The sequence below is a fragment of the Comamonas koreensis genome (assembly GCF_014076495.1).
Taxonomy (GTDB): domain Bacteria; phylum Pseudomonadota; class Gammaproteobacteria; order Burkholderiales; family Burkholderiaceae_C; genus Comamonas; species Comamonas squillarum.
The window spans coordinates 4,466,855-4,486,889 of record NZ_CP043575.1 but is presented as its reverse complement, the minus strand read 5'-3'; the positions used below and the strand labels follow the sequence as shown (position 1 = coordinate 4,486,889).

At 66.4% G+C, this 20,035-nt stretch carries 11 protein-coding genes; 7 read left to right on the top strand and 4 right to left on the bottom strand.

Translation table 11 applies throughout. The features are described 5' to 3' along the window. The first annotated feature begins 195 nt into the window (after window positions 1-195). A complete protein-coding gene (locus tag F0Q04_RS20460; protein WP_116927525.1) occupies window positions 196-1,146 on the top strand; it encodes a ZIP family metal transporter in 951 nt (316 codons plus the stop codon). 18 nt (window positions 1,147-1,164) lie between these two features. Here F0Q04_RS20460 and F0Q04_RS20455 read toward each other — a convergent pair whose 3' ends face one another. Together F0Q04_RS20455 and F0Q04_RS20450 are read right to left on the bottom strand one after the other, a co-directional pair. After that, window positions 1,165-1,956 carry a LytR/AlgR family response regulator transcription factor gene (locus F0Q04_RS20455; RefSeq protein WP_182343226.1) on the bottom strand — a complete coding sequence of 264 codons (792 nt, stop codon included), beginning with the start codon at window positions 1,954-1,956 and terminating at the stop codon, window positions 1,165-1,167. 64 nt (window positions 1,957-2,020) lie between these two features. Then, a complete protein-coding gene (locus tag F0Q04_RS20450) occupies window positions 2,021-3,055 on the bottom strand; it encodes a sensor histidine kinase (RefSeq protein ID WP_182343224.1) in 1,035 nt (344 codons plus the stop codon). Between the two features lie 122 nt (window positions 3,056-3,177). Between F0Q04_RS20450 and argH the strand changes: the two genes are divergently transcribed. The 4 genes from argH (at window position 3,178) to pbpC (ending at window position 14,071) form a co-directional block, all read left to right on the top strand. Continuing rightward, on the top strand, window positions 3,178-4,635 hold the full coding sequence (argH, locus tag F0Q04_RS20445; RefSeq protein ID WP_116927565.1) for an argininosuccinate lyase: 1,458 nt from the start codon (window positions 3,178-3,180) through the stop codon (window positions 4,633-4,635). 41 nt (window positions 4,636-4,676) lie between these two features. After that, the gene (locus tag F0Q04_RS20440; RefSeq protein WP_182343222.1) at window positions 4,677-5,663 is read left to right on the top strand and encodes a Bug family tripartite tricarboxylate transporter substrate binding protein; all 987 of its coding nucleotides are present in this window, start codon (window positions 4,677-4,679) and stop codon (window positions 5,661-5,663) included. Window positions 5,664-5,837: 174 nt separating this feature from the next. Further along, on the top strand, window positions 5,838-11,807 hold the full coding sequence (locus F0Q04_RS20435) for an MG2 domain-containing protein (RefSeq protein WP_232539421.1): 5,970 nt from the start codon (window positions 5,838-5,840) through the stop codon (window positions 11,805-11,807). After that, window positions 11,804-14,071, top strand: a complete 2,268-nt coding sequence (gene pbpC, locus F0Q04_RS20430; protein WP_116927529.1) for a penicillin-binding protein 1C — start codon at window positions 11,804-11,806, stop codon at window positions 14,069-14,071. The genes F0Q04_RS20435 and pbpC overlap by 4 nt, the downstream gene beginning before the upstream one ends. A gap of 49 nt (window positions 14,072-14,120) precedes the next feature. Here the strand turns inward: pbpC and F0Q04_RS20425 are convergent, their stop codons facing one another. Beyond that, on the bottom strand, window positions 14,121-14,441 hold the full coding sequence (locus F0Q04_RS20425) for a heavy metal-binding domain-containing protein (RefSeq protein WP_182343220.1): 321 nt from the start codon (window positions 14,439-14,441) through the stop codon (window positions 14,121-14,123). Window positions 14,442-14,459: 18 nt separating this feature from the next. After that, window positions 14,460-15,734 (bottom strand): lytic murein transglycosylase, encoded by a 1,275-nt coding sequence (locus F0Q04_RS20420; RefSeq protein WP_232539420.1) that lies wholly within the window; start codon window positions 15,732-15,734, stop codon window positions 14,460-14,462. 197 nt (window positions 15,735-15,931) lie between these two features. Here F0Q04_RS20420 and xdhA point away from each other — a divergent pair, with 197 nt between their 5' ends. Both xdhA and xdhB read left to right on the top strand, forming a co-directional pair. Continuing rightward, window positions 15,932-17,533 carry a xanthine dehydrogenase small subunit gene (xdhA, locus tag F0Q04_RS20415; protein WP_182343217.1) on the top strand — a complete coding sequence of 534 codons (1,602 nt, stop codon included), beginning with the start codon at window positions 15,932-15,934 and terminating at the stop codon, window positions 17,531-17,533. A 1-nt stretch (window position 17,534) separates the two neighbouring features. Beyond that, a complete protein-coding gene (gene xdhB / locus F0Q04_RS20410; RefSeq protein WP_116927532.1) occupies window positions 17,535-19,958 on the top strand; it encodes a xanthine dehydrogenase molybdopterin binding subunit in 2,424 nt (807 codons plus the stop codon). Window positions 19,959-20,035 lie beyond the last annotated feature (77 nt).

The window sequence follows — 20,035 nt, the reverse complement described above, 5'->3', positions numbered from 1 at the left end:
TGCCAGACCCACCGCCCCAAGCCCTGTCACTCGCACAGGATTTGGGGCGGTTAATGCAACTGCGTTGCAACAAAGTGCTACCATGCGCGGCATGTTGGAGGGGGCACGGGTGCCCGGGGGCTGCGCGGGTGAGCGATGGGCCCGCCCGGGTTGGCGGCGTTTTTGCCAAGCCCGGCCCCGCTGAAGGATGGTTTCATGACTTTGATCGCAATCGTGCTGGCGACCCTTGCTGCCGGTTTGGGCAGCGTGTGGGTGGCCGCAGCGCTGATGCGCACGGGCATTGGCAGCCAGGGCAGCCGCTTTGGTGCCCAGCACCTGCTGAGCCTGGCCGCAGGCGCCTTGCTCGCTACCGCCTTTGTGCATTTGCTGCCCGAGGCTTTCGAGAGCCAGATCAACCCCAAGGCGCTGTTTGTGGTGCTGCTGCTGGGGCTGGTATTTTTCTTTTTGCTGGACAAGGCGGAGCTCTGGCACCACGGCCATGAGCACCGCCATGCGCTGCCCGAAGAGCGCGGCCATGCCCATGGCGAGCATGCGGACGGCGAGCACGCCGATGGCCAGCATGGCCATGCACACCACCACCACGGCCACACGCACAACAACAGCGCGGGCGGCTGGTCGCTGCTGACCGGCGACAGCGTGCACTGCTTTGGCGATGGCATTCTGATTGCCTCGGCCTTCATGGCCGATATGTGGCTGGGCATTGTGGCGGCCATCTCGGTGCTGGCCCATGAGGTGCCCCACCACATGGGTGACCTGGTCGTGCTGTCGGGCAACGGCAGCCGCAGCCAGAGCAAGGTGGCGCTGCTCAAGCTATCGCTCGCCGGCGCGGTGACGGCGCTGGGCGGCGTCGTCGGCTATTTCCTGGTCAGCTCACTGGCGGACTTTCTACCGTACTTTCTGGCCATTGCGTCGAGCAGCTTTATCTATGTGGCCCTCGCCGATCTGATCCCGCAGCTGCAGCGCCAGCTGACGGCCAAGCAGACGGTGCAGCAGGTGGTCTGGCTGGCCATCGGCATGGTGGTGGTGAGCGCGGTCAGCACCTGGGCGCATGGCGACCATGACCACCATGGGCATGGCCCGGCCGCGCAGCATGAGGCCCATGGCGCGAATGACGCGCATGGGGACCACGACGGGCACAAACACTGAGGCATAAGAGGGCGGGTATCAGGCGCCTGCGCGCAGGCCGTTGCCCTTGTTGGCCAGCAAGGCCCGCACCACCGGCAGCTGGCGCCGCGAGACCAGCAGCACATCCTCGATGCCAAACAGGCGCAGCTGCCAGCCGTCGCTGTCGTCCCCGCCCCAGGCTTTTTCCAGGCAGCGTATCGCAGACGGCGCCACCAGCGCATTGCGGTGCACGCGCAAATAGCGCTTGGCAAAGCGCGTCTCCAGATCATTGAGGCTGCCCGACCACAGGTAGGCATGGGTGGCGGTGCGCACGGTCACATATTTCAGCTCGGATTTGAAATACAGCACATCGGCCAGGCGCACCCGTTCGGTGCGGCCCCGGTCGGTGATCAGCAAGGTGTCGGTCTCGGCATCCGGCTCGGTCTGGGCCGGCGCCTGGCGCAGCGCATGGGCCTGGGCGACCAGGGCCACCTTGTGCAGCGCAGCGGCCAGGCGCTCGCGCCGCACCGGCTTGGTCAGGTAGTCGGCGGCATTGACCTCGAAGGCGCTCAGCGCATGCTCCGGGTGGGCGGTGACAAAGACCACGGCGGGGGCTGTGGGCTGCTGCTGCAGCTGGCGCGCCAGGTCCATGCCGCTGTGGCCCGGCATATGGATGTCCAGCAGCAGCACATCAAAGGGCAGGCTCTGCGCCGAGGCGCTGGCCAGCGCCTGCAGTGCCTCTGCGGCGTTGGCGGCCTCGTGCACGGCGCTGGGCGCTGGTGTTATCTCGACCAGCAGGCGCCGCAGCCGGCTTCGGGCCAGCGCTTCATCATCCACAATCAATACTCGCATGGCCGCTATGCTAGCGGAGCCCGGTGCCGCCTGCCAACACCGGCCATCGTGTATTTGCCCCCGCTCAGGCGGGGATGCTGATGCGCACCATGTAGATGCCGTCCTTGCTCGTCGCCTTGAAGTCGTATTCGAGGTCGTAGAGCAGGCGCAGGCGCTTTTTCACATTCAGGATGGCCGTGCCGGTGCCGGCGCGCCGCTCGGGCTGGGGGGCGCTAAAAGGGCGTGGCGTGGTGTTGATGATTTGGATCTGCACCATATTGCCCCGCCGGCGCGTGGCAATGCTGATGCGGCCATGGCCATGGCTGGGCTCGATGCCGTGCTTGACGGCGTTCTCCACCAGCGGCTGCAAAAACAGCGGCGGCACGGTGGCGTCATCGGCGCGCGAGTCCAGGTTCCAGCGCACGGCCATGCGGTCGTCAAAGCGGATTTGCTCGATCGACAGGTAGCGGCGCGCCAGCATCACCTCCTCGGCCAGGGTCGAGGCCTCGCGCTTTTCGGTCAGCGCATGGCGGAACAGGTCGCTCAGGTCTTCGAGCATGGCCTCGGCTTTTTGCGGGTGGTCCTGCACCAGCGCAATGGCGCTGTTGAGCGCATTGAAGAGGAAGTGCGGGCGGATGCGCGCCTGCAGCTCGGCCAGGCGCGCGGTGGTGGCCGCCGGCGTGCGGGCCTGGGCGCGCCACTGCAGGCCCACCACCACCATCGCTGCCAAGAAGCCCCCGGCCGCTGCGCTGGCCAGCCAGGCCGTTTGCGCCGACAAGGTGGTCCACTGGTAGAGCAGAGCTGCCAAGAGCCCGCAGACTACGCCCAGCGCGGCGCCCGCCAGGTACTGCACGCGCGTGCTGCAGCGCTGCAGCAGCTTTTTTTGCTGGCAGGCCAGCACCAGCCACAGCAGGCTGGCGGGCAGAACCACGGCGGTAAGCAGGGCGAGTTGAAAGAACCAGTCAGCCAGGCCGCTGGCACCAAAGGCGGCGGCAATGGCCACCACGGTCTCGACCAGGGCCACGGTGCGGCCGATCACGCTGGCGGTGCAGGCATCAAACACATAGGCGGTGCCGACGATGGCTTCGCGCGGTGCTGGATTAGTTGATGTTGCTGGCATGGTCCTGCAGGGTCGATAAAATCCTGGTTTTTCGCCCAGGGCTTTGGCGGGCCTCAGGCACAGCACCGCGGGCTGTGTTTCCGCAGCGCAACTGGCAGCTTAACCCGAATATTGCGACCTTCATGTCTACACCACAAGCTTCGTCTCCTTCGCACAACCAGCTCGATTCCAAGTCCGAAGCCTGGTCGGCGCTGTTCTCCGAACCCATGAGCGATCTGGTCAAGCGCTACACCTCCAGTGTGTTTTTCGACAAGCGCCTGTGGCAGGCAGACATCCAGGGCAGCCTGGCCCACGCGCAGATGCTCTGCGCCCAGAAGATCATCGGCGAGCAGGACCTGGCCTCCATCGAGCAGGGCATGGCGCAGATCACCTCGGAGATCGAAGCGGGCAGCTTTGAGTGGAAGCTGGACCTCGAAGACGTGCACCTGAACATCGAGGCGCGCCTGACCCAGCTGGTGGGCGACGCGGGCAAGCGCCTGCACACGGGCCGCAGCCGCAATGACCAGGTCGCCACCGACGTGCGCCTGTGGCTGCGCGGTGAGATCGACCTGATCGAAGGCCTGCTGGGCGAGCTGCAGCTGTCACTGGTCGAAGTGGCCGAGAAGAATGTCGACGTGATCCTGCCGGGCTTTACCCACCTGCAGGTGGCCCAGCCGGTGAGCTTTGCCCACCATCTGCTGGCCTATGTGGAAATGTTCAAGCGCGATGCCGAGCGCATGCTGGATGTGCGCAAGCGCGTCAATGTGCTGCCGCTGGGCAGCGCCGCGCTGGCCGGCACCACCTACCCTCTGGACCGCGAGCGCGTGGCCCAGACGCTGGGCATGGAAGGCGTGTCCCAGAACTCGCTGGACGGCGTCAGCGACCGCGATTTCGCGATTGAGTTCACCGCAGCAGCCTCGCTGTGCATGGTGCACATCAGCCGCCTGTCGGAAGAGCTGATCATCTGGATGAGCCAGAACTTTGGCTTTGTGCGCATTGCCGACCGCTTCACCACCGGCTCGTCGATCATGCCGCAAAAGAAGAACCCTGATGTGCCCGAGCTGGCACGCGGCAAGACCGGCCGCGTGGTCGGCCACCTGATGGGCCTGATCACCTTGATGAAGGGCCAGCCGCTGGCCTACAACAAGGACAACCAGGAAGACAAGGAGCCGCTGTTCGACACCGTGGACACCCTGAAGGACACCTTGCGCATCTTCGCCGAGATGATCGGCGGCCAGGTCAACCCAGCGACTGGCGCCAAGGAAGGCGGCATCACCGTGAACGCCGACAATATGCGCGCCGCTGCGCTCAAGGGCTATGCCACTGCCACCGACCTGGCCGATTACCTGGTCAAGAAGGGCCTGCCTTTCCGCGATGCCCACGAGACCGTGGCCCATGCCGTCAAGCTGGCCTCGCAAAAGGGCGTGGACCTGACCGAGCTGCCACTGGCCGAGCTGCAGGCCTTCAACCCCAACATCGAAGCCAATGTGTTCGAGGCGCTGAGCCTCGAAGGCTCGCTCAATGCCCGCAACACGCTGGGGGGCACCGCGCCCGTGCAGGTGCGTGCCCAGCTGGCCAAGCACCGCACGCGCCTGGCATAAGCCTTGCTTGATTGGCTTGTCCTTCTTCTTGAAAGCTACGCATGTCCTTGAGCCGCCGCCATGTCTCCCTGCAACTGCTGGCCGCTGCTGCGGCCGGGTGGCTGGCTGGCCCCAGCTGGGCAGCGGGCTACAACAAGGGCAAGCCGGTGCGGCTGCTGGTGGGCTTTCCACCTGGCGGCGGCACCGATGTGATCGCGCGCCTGCTGGCCGAGAAGATGAAGGACAGCCTGGGTACCTCGGTGGTGGTGGAGAACAAGCCCGGCGCCGGCGGCCAGATTGCGGCCCAGATCCTCAAGGCCTCACCAGCCGATGGCGCGACCTTTTTCGTCACCCACGACCACACGATCTCCATCCTGCCCCAGGTCATCAAGAACCCGGGGTTTGACCCGCATGCGGACTTTGTGCCGGTGGCGGGCTTTGCCAGCTTTGTCAATGCGATTGCGGTCTCCGACGGCCTGGGCGTGCGCAGCTTCGAGGCCTATCTGCAGTGGCTCAAAAAGCAGGGCGGCAAGAGTGCGGTGGGCATTCCAGCGCCGGCATCGACGCCGGAGTTCCTGGTGCGGGTGCTGAACCAGCGCTTCAAGACCGACCTGGTGTCCGTGCCCTACCGGGGCAGCGCGCCGATGCTGGCCGACATGATGGGCAACCAGATCCCTGCGGGCATCGGCTCGGTGCAGGATTTCATCGCAAGCCACAAGGCCGGCAAGATCCGCGTGCTGGCCGTGCTGGGCGGCAAGCGCCAGCAGGCCTTGCCCGATGTGCCGACCTTGAGCGAACTGGGCCTGCCGGGCCTGGAAGACATGCCCTACTACGGCATATACGCCGCCGCCGGCACGCCCCCCGAGATGGTGCAGGCCGCATCGCAGGCGGTTGCCAAGGCCGTGGCCGCCCCCGATGTGCATGAGCAGCTGGTGGGCATGGGGCTGAGCGTGGGCTATATGACACCCGAGCAGCTGCTGGCCCGCGAGCGCGCCTATTCGGCCGTCTGGGCCCGCATCATCCGCGACAGCGGCTTCCAGCCCCAGTGACCTTGGCTTGCGCAGCTCGCACCATGGCATGCATCGGCAGAGCCCCGGCAAGCCATTGGCCTAATCCATAGCGTCATCTTGTTGCCAAATGAAACACCTGGCTGCCCTGGGCGGCCAGCCAACACTGGCGCAGGCTAATTTTGGTACGCTCTCACCATCCTAGGGGAGAGCTCCGTGAATACAACATTACAACGCTGGCTGGCGGGCGCCGGCTGGGCCGCGCTGGGCCTGTCCGCCCATGCCACAAGCATCACATCGGTGTCACCGCAGGGCGAGGTGGCCCGGGTCCGGCAAATAGTCGTCAAGTTCGATGCGGCGGTGGTGCCGATGGGCGATCTGCGTGCGGCAGCGCCCGTCAAACTCGACTGCGACAACAAACAGGCCCAGAGCCAGGGGACGGGACGCTGGACGGGCCCGCGCGAATGGGTGTTTGACCTGGCCGATGACCTGCCGCCCGGTGTGCGTTGCACGGTCGAAAAGGTCGCCAACCTCAAGGATGTTGCCGGCGAGCCGGTCAAGGGCGCGGCCCAGTACCGCTTTGCCACCGGAGGGCCGTCGGTGACGCGCGTGGTGCCCAGCAGCTACCAGCCGCTCGACAGCCGCCAGTTCTTTGGCCTGCAGTTCAATGCCGATGTCGTGACCAGCTCGGTGCAGGACAACACCTGGTGCACGGTCAAGGGCATTGGGGAGCGCATTCCAGTGCGCATCCTCTCCGCCTCGGAGTCCGATGACTTCATGCAAAGCCAGTTTGGCCGCGATAGCTTGCAGCAGCGGCCACGCCGCCATGTCGCCTTGCAATGCCAGCGGGCCTTGCCCGAGGGCGCCCAGATGAGCCTGGTGGTGGGCGCGGGGGTGAGCACCGACAACGGCGTCAAGCAGACGCGTGAGCGCCGCTTCGACTACCAGGTGCGCCCGCCGTTCACGGCCGAGTTCAGCTGCGAGCGCGCCAATGCGCAGGCCGGCTGCCTGCCGATCCGCCCGCTCAACCTGCTTTTCAGCGCTTCGGTAGACCGCAAGCTCGCCGAAGGCATCTTCCTGGAGACTTCCAAGGGCCGGGTCAAGGCGAGCTTTCCCGATGACGGCGAAGAGGGCGAGGTCAACCGCCTGCAGTTTGCGCCGCCCTTTGGCGAGAAGGAGACGATGCGTATCGTGCTGCCCCAGGGCTTCAAGGACGAATCGGACCGGCCGCTGGCCAATGCCAACCTGTTCCCGCTGCAGGTGCAAAGCGGGCTGATGCCGCCGCTGGCCAAGTTTGCCGCCTCGCCGTTTGGCGTGGTCGAGCGCTTTGCCGAAGGCGACAAGGGCCCGGCGATGTTCCCGGTAACCCTGCGCAATGTGGAGCAGGACCTGCAGATCCAGGGCCTGTCGATCGAGGACAAGGGCACTGTCTCGACCCTGCAGCTGCAAAGCGATGCCGACATCATCCGCTGGTACCGCAAACTGCAGCGCTATGACAACTGGCAGGTCAGCCGCAAGCAGGCGGCGCAGGACAGCAAGATACCGCTGCCCAATGTGCTGCCCGATGGCGACAAGAACTATGTCGAGACCCGCATGCTCTCGCTGCTCGAAGGCCAGGCCACTAGCAAGAAGCTGGCGCTGCCCAAGACAGACAGCAAGGACCCGCGCCCCTTCGAGGTCGTGGGCATTCCGCTGGAGACCGGTTTCCATGTGGTCGAGATCGCCTCGCCAATGCTGGGTGACGCGCTGCTCAACACCGACTACGACAGCGCCCGCCGCGTGATGTTTGTGCGCAGCTCGGCATTGGTGACCAACCTGGGCGTGCACTTCAAGCTGGGCCGTGAAAACGCGATGGCCTGGGTGACCAGCCTGGACAAGGGCAAGCCGGTGGCCAATGCGCAGGTGCGTATCTCCAGCTGCGACGGCAAGACGCTGGTGCAGGGCACGACCGACAAGGACGGCGTGGCCCGTTTTGACAAGCTCGACACCCAGGCGCAGGTGCGCTGCGAGGCCGGCTCCAACAGCGACACCAGCGCTGCCTACTTTGTGAGCGCGCGCGCCACGGTCGACGGCAAGCAGGACATGGCCTTTGTCTGGAGCGACTGGCAGCGCGGCATCGAGAGCTGGCGCTTCAACCTCGAGACCGACAGCAGCCCGGTGCAGGATGTGATCGCCCACACGGTGCTGGACCGCAGCCTGCTGCGCGCTGGCGAGACGGTGTCGATGAAGCACCTGATCCGCAGCCAGACCATGGGCGGCCTGGGGCTGCCCGGCAAGGAGCAGTTGCCCAACCAGGTGGTCATCACCCATGTGGGCAGCAATGATGAGTTTGAGCTGCCCATCAGCTTGGAGCGTCCGGGCCAGGGCCTGTCGGCCGTGTCCGAGTTCAAGATTCCCAAAGCCGCCAAGCTGGGCACCTACCGCATCACGCTCAAGGGCGGCAAGGGCAAATGGGGCTCGATGGAGATGCAGACCGGCTCGTTCCGGGTGGAAGAGTACCGCCTGCCGGTGTTCAAGGGCAGCGTGACGCCGGACCAGCCTGCACCCATCGTGCAGCCGGGCAAGCTCGGCGCCCAGGTGCAGCTGTCCTACCTCTCGGGCGGCGCAGCGGCCAAGGAGGCGGTCAAGGTCTCGGCCGCGATCCAGTCGCATGCGGTGAGCTTTGAGGACTATGACACGTTCTCGTTTGGCCGGCCTTATCTGAGCCGCAAGCTGCCCGGCGCGGGCAACGATGGCGAGGACTACAGCAATGACCGCCGCGTGATTGCCGACAAGCTGGCGCTGACCCTGGATGCCAATGGCGTGGGCAAGGCCGAGATTGAGCAGGTGCCCAGCTCGGTGGCGCCGCAGGATCTGCTGCTGGAGGCGAGTTTTTCCGACCCCAATGGCGAGGTGCAGACCATCAGCCACCACAGCGTGATCTGGCCTGCATCGGTGGTTGCTGGCATCAAGGCCGAGAACTGGGCCTCCACCGACAAGAAGCTGAGCTTCCAGGCGCTGTCGCTGACGCCGTCGGGCAAGCCCGTCTCGGGCGTCAAGCTGCAGGTGCGGGCGGTGGCGCGCATCGTCACCTCCACGCGCAAGCGCATGGTCGGGGGCTTTTACAGCTACGAGAACCATGAGAGCTACAAGGACCTGGGCGTGGTGTGCAGCGGCAAGAGCGATGCCAAGGGCCTGCTCGACTGCAGCACCCAGCTGAGCGAAGGCGGCGAGACCGAGCTGATCGCCGAGGCGACGGATGACAAGAGCCGCAGCTCCAAGGCTGCGACCTCGGTCTGGGTGACCAAGCAGGGCGAGCTGTGGTTTGGCGGTGAAGACACCGACCGCATGGACCTGCTGCCAGAGAAGAAATCCTACAAGGTGGGGGACACTGCGCGCTTTCAGGTGCGCATGCCCTTCCGCGAAGCGACGGCGCTGGTGACGGTGGAGCGCGAAGGCGTGCTCTCCAGCCAGGTGGTCACCCTGCGCGGCGATGACCCCACGGTCAACCTGAAGGTGCAAGAGGGCTGGGGCCCGAATGTCTACGTCAGCGTGATGGCGCTGCGTGGCCGCCTGCGCGAAGTGCCTTGGTACAGCTTCTTCACCTGGGGCTTCAAGTCGCCGCGTGAATGGTGGACCTCGTTCTGGTACGAGGGCAAGGAATATGTGGCGCCCACCGCCCTGGTGGACCTGTCCAAGCCCGCCTACCGCCTGGGCGCGGCCGAGATCCGTGTCGGCATTGCCGACCGCCAGCTGGCCGTGACCGTCAAGAGCGACAAGGAAAGCTACCGCATCCGCAATACCGCCAAGGTCACGATCGAAGCCAAGCTGCCCAATGGCAAGCCAGCTGCGGGCGCGGCCGTGTCGGTGGCGGCTGTGGACCAGGCCTTGCTCGAACTCAAGAGCAATGACACCTGGGCACTGCTCGAAGCCATGTACCAAAAGCGATCCTGGGGCGTGGAGACCTCCACCGCCCAGATGGAAATCATTGGCCGGCGCCACTATGGCCGCAAGGCCGTGGCAGCGGGCGGTGGTGGTGGCAATGGCCAGACCCGCGAGCTGCTCGACACCCTGCTGCTGTGGCAGCCCAATGTGGTGCTGGATGCGAATGGCCGCGCCGAGGTCGATGTGCCGCTCAACGACGCACTGACCAGCTTCAAGATCGTGGCCGTGGCCGAGAGCGGTCTGGAGCTGTTTGGCACCGGCACCACCCAGATCCGCACCACGCAGGAGCTGCAGATCATCAGCGGCCTGCCGCCTTTGGTGCGCGATGGTGACCGCTATGACGCCCAGGTCACCTTGCGCAATACCACCAGCAAGCCCATGCAGGTGCTGGTCACCCCCAAGGCCACCTTGCTGCAGCTCGAGCCGCAGACAGTGGACGTGGCCGCGAACGAGGCCCGCACCGTGAGCTGGAGCGTGACGGCGCCTGCCGACATGTCGCAAAGCCGCCAGGGCGAGCTGCTCTGGGAGATCAGCGCCAAGGACAAGCAGGGCGATGCCGCCGATGCGCTCAAGGTCAGCCAGCGCGTGGTGCCCGCTGTGGCGGTGGAGACCCTGCAGGCCACCTTGGTGCAGCTCGACGGCAGCCTGGAGATGCCCGTCAGCGCACCGGCCGATGCCTTGCCCGGCCGTGGCGGTTTGAAGCTGTCGCTGGTGCCGCGCCTGGCAGAAGGCTTGCCCGGTGTGCGTGACTGGTGGCGTGCCTACCCGTATGCCTGCCTGGAGCAGACCACCAGCAAATCCATCGGCATGCAGGATGCTGCGCTGTGGAAGAGCACGATGGAACGCCTGCCCACCTACCTCGATGGCGACGGCCTGGCCAATTACTTCCCGCCGCAAGCGGGCAGCAGCAACACCGGCAGCGATGCGCTGACCGCCCACCTGCTGCAGGCCGCTTTCGAGATGAAGCGCATCGACCCCGCCTTTGCGATCCCGGCCGCGCCGCTGGGCCGCATGCAGGACGCGCTGTCCCGCTTCATCGATGGCCGCATCGAGCGCAAGTTCTGGAGCCCGCGCTCCGACCTGGAAGTGCGTAAGCTCGCTGCCATCAATGCGTTGGCGCTGTATGGCAAGGCGCAACCGCGCATGCTGACCAGCATCCAGATTGCACCCAATGACTGGCCCACCCAGACTGTGGTGGACTGGCTGTCGATTCTGGGCCATATGAAGGATGTGCCCAACCGCAGCAAGCTGCTCGAAGAGGCCAACCAGATCCTGCGTGCGCGCCTGAGCTACCAGGGCACCAAGGTGCTGTTCGCCAATGAGAACAACGACTACTGGTGGTGGCTGATGCAAAACGGCGATACCACCCTGGCGCGCTTCCTGCTGGTGGTGATGGACGACCCGGCCTGGAAGGACGACATGCCACGCCTGGCCAGCAGCTTCATCAGCCGCCAAAAGAGCGGTGCCTGGACGACGACCACGGCCAACCTCTGGGGCGCGCTGGCGCTGGAGCGCTTCTCGCGCACCTATGAGTCCACACCCGTGACCGGCACGACCGAGGCCAGCATGGCCGGCAAGTCCGGTACGGTGGACTGGAGTCGCGTAACCAAGGCGCAGGACGCGATTGAGCTGCTGGCGCAGGGCGGCAAGCGCACGCCCGGCCCGACCGAGCAGGTCGCGCAGTGGCTCAACAACACCATTGACCTGCCGTGGGCCGCTGGCAACCAGAGCTTGAAGGTACAGCAAAAAGGCACCGGCAAGCCCTGGTTGACCGTGCAGTCGCAGGCGGCCGTGCCGCTCAAGCAGCCGCTGTCGGCCGGCTACACCATCAGCAAGACCGTGGTGGCCGTCGAGCAGGCCAACAAGAACCTGCCCGCCGGCCAGTACACCCGGGGCGATGTGCTGCGCGTGACCCTGGAGGTCAACGCCAGCGCCAACATGACCTGGGTGGCGATCACCGATCCGATCCCGGGCGGCGCCACCATCCTGGGCAGCGGCCTGGGCCGGGACTCGGCACTGTCCACGGCGGGCGAGAAATCGACCGGCTGGGGCTGGAAGGCCTTTGAGGAGCGGTCCTTTGAGAGCTACCGCGCCTACTACGGCTACCTGCCCCAGGGCAAGCTCAGCCTGCAGTACAGCTACCGCGTCAACAACACCGGTGAGTTTGCGCTGCCATCGACCCGCGTCGAGGCGCTGTATGCGCCCGAGATGTTCGGCATGGCGCCCAACCCCAAGGTGACGGTTGTGCCCGTGGCGCCATGAGGCTGCGCGCTATAGCTCGCTGGCGGCTGCTGGCCCTGGCCTGCCTGGTGCATGCACCACTGGCCCAGGCCGTGCCCAGCTTTGGCGAGGTGCGGCAGGACTTCAGTTCGTCGGAGACGCGCGTGCTGTCGCGCGAAGGCGAACTGCTGCAGAGGGTGCGCACCGACAGCACGGTGCGCCGGGGCGATTGGGTGGCACTGGGCGATGTGTCGGCTGCGCTGCGCACCGCCATGCTGTTGAGCGAGGACAAGCGCTTTTACGAGCACAGCGGGGTGGACTGGGCTGCCGTCACATCGGCTGCCTGGGGCAACCTCTGGAACCAGCGCACACGCGGGGCCAGCACCATCAGCATGCAGCTGGCCGGCCTGCTTGACGGCGACTGGCGGCGCAGCAATGGTGGCCGCTCGGTGGTGCAAAAGGTCGGCCAGACGGTCGCTGCCCAGGTGCTGGATAGGCGATGGCAGAAAACCCAGATCCTGGAGGCCTACCTGAACCTGGTGCCTTTTAGGGGCGAGCTGGTGGGCATTGATGCGCTGTCGCGCACCTTGTTTGACAAGGCTCCCCATGGCTTGGACGACCGCGAGGCGGCGGTGGCCGCCGCGCTGGTGCGCGCGCCCAATGCGCGGCCCAGCCAGGTGGGCCAGCGCGCCTGCGGGGTGCTCAAGGAGATGCGGCGCGATCCCAAGCTCGACTGCGAAGCGATCGTGTTCTTCACCGAGATCGCGCTGAAAAAGCGTGCCTTTGATGCCAGCGAAGGCATTGCGCCGCACTTCAGCCGCATTGCGCTGCGCGAGGCACGGCAAGGCGCGGATGGCAAAACCCAGCAGGCGGCCATGGCCAGCCTGCGCACCACCTTGAGCGCGCCGCTGCAGCGCTATGCGGTCGATATGCTGGGCCAGCACCTGCAGGCCTTGCAGGGCAGCAATGTGCAGGACGGCGCGGTGCTGGTGCTGGACAATGCCAGCGGCGAGGTGCTGGCCTGGGTCGGGTCCTCTGGCGCACTGAGCCAGGCACATGCTGTGGATGCGGTGCTGGCGCCGCGCCAGCCGGGCTCGACCTTGAAGCCCTTTCTCTATGGCCAGGCGATTGCCGAGCACAAGCTGACGGCTGCGTCCTTGATCGAGGACTCGCCCGCGCGCATTCCCACGGCCAGCGGCCTCTATATTCCACAGAACTACGACCGCAGCTTCAAAGGCTGGGTGTCGGTGCGCACGGCGCTGGGCGCCTCGCTCAATGTGCCGGCGGTGCGCACCCTGGTGATGGTGGGCGTCGACGATTTCTTTGACCAGCTGGTGCGCCTGGGCATGCCGATGCGCGAGAGCGGCAGCTATTTTGGCTACAGCCTGGCGCTGGGCAGCCCCGATATTCCGCTGGTGCAGCTGACCAATGCCTACCGCGCGCTGGCCAACGGCGGGCGCTACAGCCCGGTGGCCTATACGCGTGGTGGCAAGCCGCAGTTCCGCCAGGCCATGGATGCGGGCGCCGCCTATGTGGTGGGCGATATGCTGGCCGATGGCAATGCCCGCGTGCGCACCTTTGGCCTCGATAGCGTGCTGGGCACGCGCAGCTGGGCGGCGGTGAAAACCGGCACCAGCAAGGACATGCGCGACAACTGGGCCGTCGGCTGGTCAGACCGCTACACGGTGGGCGTCTGGGTCGGCAATGCCAGTGGTGAAGCCATGCATTCGGTCAGCGGCACCAGCGGCGCGGCACCCGTCTGGGCCAGCATCATGGCCTTTTTGCACCAGGGCCAGCCCAGCCGCGCGCCCAAGGCGCCGGCCGGTTTGCAGGCGCAATGGGTGGATTTTGGCCCCGCGCCTGCTGGGCAATCGGGCGCCGGTTTCGCGCTGGAGGCGCGGCGTGAGGAGTGGTTCCTGGCCGGCACCGCGCAGCCGCGCTTTGCGCTCGATGGCCAGGCGACCGGGGTCGATGAGATGGTCGGCGGCCGCAGCGTTGCCGGGCGATCGGCTGACGGCAACGGCGCAGCAGCCCCGCCTGCAGTGCGCATTCTGGCCCCGGCCAACGGCACGATTGTCGCGGTGGACCCGGACATTCCACCCGAGCGCCAGCGCCTGCAGTTTGTCGCCGATTCGGCCGCTGCCCGCTGGCGCATCGATGGCAAGGATGTTGCGCGCGGCGCGCGCTGGGCCTGGCTGCCCTGGCCGGGCCGCCACCAGGTGGAGCTGGTCAATGCACAGGGCGAGGTGCTAGACAGCATCCGCCTGGAAGTGCGCGGCGCGGGCGTCAAACAGGCCAAGCGCTAACGATATGCGGCAGCCACCAAGGGGGCTGCTGCAGCGATGACAGCCGCTCTTAATCGACCACCACGGCCGTGCCGCTGGCCGATACCATCAGCATGCCGTTGTCCTTGCCCAGCACTTCGTAGTCGAGGTCGATGCCGACGACGGCATTGGCGCCCAGCGCCTTGGCGCGCTCCTGCAGCTCATTGAGTGCAATGTCTCTGGCCTTTTGCAGCTCTTTTTCGTAGGTGCCCGAGCGGCCGCCGACGATATCGCGGATGCCGGCAAACCAGTCCTTGAAAAAGTTGGCGCCCAAAATGGCTTCGCCGTTGACGATGCCGCAGTAGCGGCTGATGCGCTTGCCTTCAATGCTGGGGGTGGTGGTGACGATCATGGTGTGGCTCCAGCGGTATCAGTTGGCGAGCGAGCGCAGCAGCTTTTGGCCGGCGCGGCCATTGGCCTTCATGCCCAGGCGGTTTTGTTCGGCCTTGATGGCTTCGCGTGTCTTGGCGCCAATCATTCCATCGGGCTCGCCAATCGCATAGCCCCGGGTCAGCAGCGCCTGCTGCAGCTCCTTGTTCTGCGCGCGCGACAGGCCCAGGTCGTCGGTGGGCCAGGGGGTGACAAAGCTGATCTGGCGCTGCTGGGTGTCGGCCACCAGGTTGGACAGCTGCGCAATGGCCAGGCCATAGTTTTCCGAGGCGTTGTAGCTGTAGAGCGCATCAAAATTGCGTCCTACCAGAAAGGCGGGGCCGCCGGCGGCAGGGATCATCAGGCCGGCCGATGGCAGCGAATCGGGCAGTGGATCGCCATTGGCCAGGGTGACGCCGGACGAGCGCCAGAAGTCCAGCGGCTTCTTGTTCTTGCGGCCGGCATCGGCGGTGCTGAAGCCACTGGGCAGCTTGACTTCAAATCCCCAGGGCTGGCCCGGGCGGTAGCCGGCGTTCTTCAGGAACATGGCGGTCGAGGCCAGCGCATCGGGCACGCTGTCGACGATGTCGCGGCGGCCATCGCCGTCAAAGTCCACGGCGCTGCGGAAAAAGGTGGAGGGCATGAACTGGGTCTGGCCAAAGGCGCCCGCCCAGGAGCCCACCAGCTTGGACTCGGCAATATGGCCTTCTTGCAGAATGCGCAGCGCGCTGGCGAACTCGCCCCGGAAATAGGCCTGGCGGCGGCCAAAGCAGGACAGGGTGCCCAGCGACTGCACCAGCGAGCGCCCGCCCAGGTTCTGGCCGAAGTTGCTCTCCACACCCCAGACGCCGATGACGATCTGCGGGGCAACGCCGGTGCTCTGTTCGATCTGGTCCAGGGTGTCCTTCCACTTGGCATAGGCGGCGCGGCCCTCGGCCACGCGCTGCTCGTCGACCAGCACGGCGATGTAGTCCCAGACGGGCATCGTGAACTCGGGCTGGCGGTTGAGCAGAGGCAGCACCGTGGCATCGGGCTGGAGCTGGGCGGTGTACTGGCTGAAGGTGGCCGGCGTGATCGCGGCAAAGGCCTTGCTGCTGCGCAGCTCGCTCAGACAGGACTGGAACTCGGCCTGGCTCAGATTCGGCGGCTCTTGCGGCGCGCTGGTCTGGGCAAATACGGCGCAGGCGGCAAGGCCCAGGCTGACGGCGGTGGCGAGCTGGCGCATCGCAGGGTGGGGGCGGCGGAACATCATCCAGGCAATATACCTGCTTGCCATGGCCGCAGCCCTGGTAAACCCGCAAGGCGCGACCATTGCTTACGTTTTTGCGGGCCAGAAAGATACGGGTTAACCCAAAAATATACGCGCTGCACCATAGCGCCTATCGCTGGCTTGTTATGCCTGGCGCTGCGCGGCACACTACGCTTGTACACAGTTTTGCAGACCGGCGCGGCAATGCGCGACCGAGCCCCACCATGAGCCCCATGACCGCCCCACAAGCCATCCGTTTCTACCACCAAGGCCGTATCACTGACGTTGAAGGCCTGGCCCCCACGCGCAGTGTGCTGGACTGGCTGCGCGAGGATGCGCGCTGCACCGGCACCAAGGAGGGCTGCAATGAAGGCGATTGCGGCGCCTGCACGGTGATGCTCGCTGAGCTGGCCGAACCGGGCGATCCGCAGGCCGTGCAAGGCCTCAAGCTGCAGACCGTCAATGCCTGCATCCAGCTGCTGCCCAGCCTGCATGGCAAGGCGCTCTTTACGGTGGAAGACATGAAGACCAGCTGCCGCCCCAAAGATGCCGGCAAGGCTTGCGGCGATCTGCACCCGGTGCAGCAGGCCATGGTGGACTGCCATGGCTCGCAATGCGGCTTTTGCACGCCCGGTTTTGTCATGTCTCTGTGGTCCGTGTATGAGCGGCAGCAGGCCAGCCAGGGCGCGGCGCCCACGCGCCAGCAGCTGGCCGATGCGCTGAGCGGCAACCTCTGCCGCTGCACCGGCTACCGGCCGATTCTGGATGCCGGCCAGCAGATGCTGGACCTGCCCGCCCGCCAGCTGGATGCGGCGCCCGTGGTGACGGCCCTGCAGGCGCTGCGCAGCGATGCTGACTGGAGCTATGCCTACAGCCCCAGCGGCGGCCAGCCCCAACATTTCCACGCGCCGGCCTGCGTTGAGAGCCTGGCCCAGCTGCGCGCCGCGCTGCCCGATGCCCGCCTGATCGGCGGCACCACCGATGTGGCCTTGTGGATCAACAAGCAGTTCCGGCCGCTGGGCGATTTGATTGCCGTGGGGCGCGTGGCGGAGCTGCGCCGCATCGAAGAGCGCGATGGCATGCTCTGCATTGGTGCGGGTGCTTCGCTGGAATCGGCCTGGGCCGCACTAGCCCAGCGTTTTCCCTCGCTCACCGAGGTCTGGCTGCGCTTTGCATCGCCCCCTGTGCGCCATGCCGGCACCATGGGCGGCAATGTGGCCAATGGCTCGCCGATTGGCGATGCCCCGCCGGTGCTGATGGCGCTGGATGCCGAGATCGAGCTGCGCCTGGGCGAGCGCCTGCGGCGCATGCCGCTGACCGAGTTTTACCTGGACTACATGAAAAACCAGCTGGAGCCCGGCGAGTGGGTGCAGGGCCTGCGCGTGCCGCTGGCGGTGCAGGCGCGCCAGGTGCGGGCCTACAAGATCAGCAAGCGCTTTGACTGCGACATCTCGGCGCTGTGCGCGGGCTTTTCGCTGCAACTGGATGCCCAGGGCCAGGTGGAGACCGTGCGCCTGGCCTTTGGCGGCATGGCCGCCACGGTGCGGCGCGCCGCCAAGGCAGAAGCCGCACTGCTGGGCCAGGCCTGGACGGCGCAGGCCGTGCAGCGCGCCCAGGCCGCGCTGGCCGAGGATTTTCAGCCGATGACCGATATGCGGGCGAGCGCCGCCTACCGCCTCAAGGTAGCGCAGAACCTGCTGCAGCGCCTGTGGCTGGAGACCCGGGCCGATGCCCCCTTGCCAGCCGATGCCACCACCGTCTGGGCCGCGATGCCGCATTGGGTCAGCAGCGCCCAGGCCCCGCAGGCCGCAGCCACCGGAGCCTGATATGAACACCTCGATCCCCAAGCATGTGTTGGCAGGCGCCGAAGCCTTTGCCGATTACCGCGACAACCAAAAGGCACGCATCGACGTGGCGCAGGAAGCGCGGGCGCGCCAGCAGGGCCACCAGGTCGGCATCAGCCGCAGCCATGAGTCTGCCGCCTGGCATGTGGCCGGTGAGGCCGCCTATATCGACGATATGCCTGAGCTGGCTGGCAGCCTGCATTGCGCGCTGGGCCTGTCGCCCATTGCCCATGGCCGCCTGCTCTCCATGGATGTGGACGCGCTGCGCGCCCAGCCCGGTGTGGTGGCGGTGCTGACGGCGGCCGATATTCCCGGCGTCAATGACTGCGGCTCCATCATCCATGACGACCCCATCCTCTGCGATGGCGAGATCCGTTACCTGGGCCAGCCGATGTTTGCGGTGCTGGCCCGCGACCGGCAAACCGCGCGGCGTGTGGCCGCGATGGCGCGCAAGCTGGTCACGGTAGAGGAGGCCGAGCCGGTGCTGACGCCGCAGCAGGCCCATGCGCTGGGCCAGTATGTGATGCCACCGATGCAGCTGGTGCGCGAGACCGATGCCGGCGGCGCCCCCCAGGCCATCGCCCAGGCCCCGCACCGGCTGCAGGGAACCTGGGAGGTGGGCGGCCAGGAGCAGTTCTACCTCGAAGGCCAGATCAGCTACGCCATCCCCAAGGAGGGCGGCGCGATGCATGTGCTGTGCTCCACCCAGCATCCCAGCGAGATGCAGCACCTGGTCGCGCATGCGCTGGGTGTGCAGTCGCATGCGGTGCATGTGGAATGCCGGCGCATGGGCGGCGGCTTTGGCGGCAAGGAATCGCAATCGGCGCTGTTTGCCTGCGTGGCGGCGGTGGCGGCGCGCAAGCTGGGCCGGCCCGTCAAGCTGCGGCTGGACCGCGACGATGACTTCATGATCACCGGCCGGCGCCATTGCTTCTGGTACGAGTACGACATTGGCTATGACGATGCTGGCCGCATTCTGGGCGCCGAGGTGACCATGGTCTCGCGCGCCGGCCACTCGGCCGATCTGTCGGCGCCGGTGATGACCCGCGCGCTCTGCCATTTCGACAATGCCTACTGGCTGCCCAATGTGCGCATGCGCGGCTTCATGGGCAAGACCAATACCCAGAGCAATACCGCGTTTCGCGGCTTTGGCGGGCCGCAGGGCGCGATCGTGATGGAGAACATCATGGACTCGATCGCGCGGCAGCTGGGCAAGGATGCGCTCGATGTGCGCCGCGCCAATTTCTATGCCAAGGACAGCGGGCAGTGCACGCCCTATGGCCAGGAGGTGGACGACAACATCATCGACGAGCTGGTGGCGCAGCTGGAGGCGCGCAGCGACTACCGGGCGCGGCGCGCGCAGGTCGATGCCTTCAATGCCACGAGCCCCGTGCTCAAGCGTGGCCTGGCGCTGACACCGGTCAAGTTCGGCATCTCCTTCAACGTCAAGCACTTCAACCAGGCCGGCGCCCTGGTCCATGTCTACAACGATGGCTCCATCCTGGTCAATCATGGTGGCACCGAGATGGGCCAGGGCCTGAACACCAAGGTGGCCCAGGTGGTCGCGCATGAGCTGGGCGTGGCCTTTGAGCGGGTGCGGGTGACGGCTACCGACACGACCAAGGTGGCCAACACCTCGGCGACGGCGGCATCGACCGGTACCGACCTGAACGGCAAGGCCGCGCAGGATGCGGCGCGCCAGATCCGCGAACGCCTGGCGGCCTGCCTGGCGGCGCAGCACGGAGCCGACCCGGCATCGGTGCGCTTTGTCAATGACGAGGTGCATTGCGCGGGCCAGAGCCTGCGTTTTGAAGCCCTGGTCAAGCAGGCCTATCTGGAGCGGGTGCAGCTGTGGTCCGATGGCTTTTATGCGACGCCTGGCCTGTCCTGGGATGGGGCGGCAATGCGCGGCCGGCCCTTCTTCTACTTTGCCTACGGCGCGGCTGTGAGCGAAGTGGTGGTGGACACCTTGACCGGCGAGAGCAAGCTGCTGCGCGCCGATGTGATCCATGATGTGGGCCAGTCGCTGAACCCGGCCGTGGACATTGGCCAGGTCGAGGGCGCGTTTATCCAGGGCATGGGCTGGCTCACGATGGAGCAGCTGGTCTGGCACCCCAAGACCGGTGCCTTGATGACCCATGCCCCCAGCACCTACAAGATCCCGACCGCCAACGACTGCCCGCCCGTGCTGAACGTGCAGCTGTTTGACGGCGCCAACCCGCACGAGACCATCCACCGCAGCAAGGCGGTGGGCGAGCCGCCGCTGCTGCTGCCGTTCTCGGTGCTGTTTGCGATACGCGATGCGGTGGCTGCAACCGGCGCGCCCGGTTGCTGCCCACCGCTGCGCGCACCGGCCACGGCCGAGGCGGTGCTCGACGCCATCGCGGCCGTGCAGACAGGGCTTTGACGGCGCAGCCCGGCAGCCTGCGCGGGCAGCTGCGATACTCGCCGCCTTCGATACGAATCAGCTTCCCATTAACGATG

Coding starts and splice junctions, on each gene's coding strand:
- argH (WP_116927565.1), top strand. CDS start 3,178: ATGTCTACACCACAAGCTTCGTCTCCTTCGCACAACCAGCTCGATTCC.
- xdhA (WP_182343217.1), top strand. CDS start 15,932: ATGAGCCCCATGACCGCCCCACAAGCCATCCGTTTCTACCACCAAGGC.
- F0Q04_RS20450 (WP_182343224.1), bottom strand. CDS start 3,055: ATGCCAGCAACATCAACTAATCCAGCACCGCGCGAAGCCATCGTCGGC.
- F0Q04_RS20420 (WP_232539420.1), bottom strand. CDS start 15,734: ATGGCAAGCAGGTATATTGCCTGGATGATGTTCCGCCGCCCCCACCCT.
- F0Q04_RS20460 (WP_116927525.1), top strand. CDS start 196: ATGACTTTGATCGCAATCGTGCTGGCGACCCTTGCTGCCGGTTTGGGC.
- xdhB (WP_116927532.1), top strand. CDS start 17,535: ATGAACACCTCGATCCCCAAGCATGTGTTGGCAGGCGCCGAAGCCTTT.
- F0Q04_RS20455 (WP_182343226.1), bottom strand. CDS start 1,956: ATGCGAGTATTGATTGTGGATGATGAAGCGCTGGCCCGAAGCCGGCTG.
- F0Q04_RS20440 (WP_182343222.1), top strand. CDS start 4,677: ATGTCCTTGAGCCGCCGCCATGTCTCCCTGCAACTGCTGGCCGCTGCT.
- pbpC (WP_116927529.1), top strand. CDS start 11,804: ATGAGGCTGCGCGCTATAGCTCGCTGGCGGCTGCTGGCCCTGGCCTGC.
- F0Q04_RS20425 (WP_182343220.1), bottom strand. CDS start 14,441: ATGATCGTCACCACCACCCCCAGCATTGAAGGCAAGCGCATCAGCCGC.